The following is a 715-nucleotide window of genomic DNA, read 5'->3' as shown; positions in this document are numbered from 1 at the left end:
TCGGATTGACGAAATGCGTCATGCCGAACCGCTCGCCCCACTCCTTCTTGTCGTTGTTCAAATCGACGCCGATGATCATGTCGGCGCCGGCAAGTTTCAGGCCCTGGATCACGTTGAGGCCGATGCCGCCGAGGCCGAAGACGACCGCGGTGGCGCCGATCTCGACCTTGGCGGTGTTGATCACAGCACCGATGCCGGTGGTGACGCCGCAGCCGATGTAGCAGATCTTGTCGAAGGGCGCGTCGGGGTTGACCTTGGCCAGCGCGATCTCGGGCAGCACGGTGAAGTTGGAGAAAGTCGAGCAGCCCATATAGTGAAAGATCTTGTCCTTGCCGATCGAGAAGCGCGATGAACCATCGGGCATCAGGCCCTGGCCCTGGGTGGCGCGGATCGCCGTGCACAGATTGGTCTTGCGCGACAGGCAGGAATGGCACTGGCGACATTCGGGCGTGTAGAGCGGGATGACGTGGTCGCCCTTCTTGAGCGAGGTGACGCCCTTGCCGATATCGACGACGACGCCGGCGCCCTCATGCCCGAGGATGGCTGGAAACAGGCCTTCGGGATCGGCGCCCGACAGCGTGAATTCGTCGGTGTGGCAGATGCCGGTCGCCTTGATCTCGACCAGCACCTCGCCCTCGCGTGGGCCGTCGAGATCGACCTCCATGATCTCCAGCGGCTTTCCGGCGGCGACAGCGACAGCGGCGCGGGTTTTCAT

At 63.4% G+C, this 715-nt stretch carries 1 protein-coding gene; it reads right to left on the bottom strand.

Annotated elements, in window-relative coordinates; translation table 11 throughout:
* The coding region (locus NKH52_RS35420; RefSeq protein ID WP_352736904.1) for an alcohol dehydrogenase catalytic domain-containing protein at positions 1-715 on the bottom strand (715 nt) is incomplete at both ends.

Origin of the sequence: Mesorhizobium sp. M1066, from assembly GCF_040318635.1 — a bacterium.
Taxonomy (GTDB): Bacteria; Pseudomonadota; Alphaproteobacteria; order Rhizobiales; family Rhizobiaceae; genus Mesorhizobium.
The sequence above is the reverse complement of the archived record's forward strand: the minus strand, read 5'-3'. Positions and strand labels throughout refer to the sequence as shown.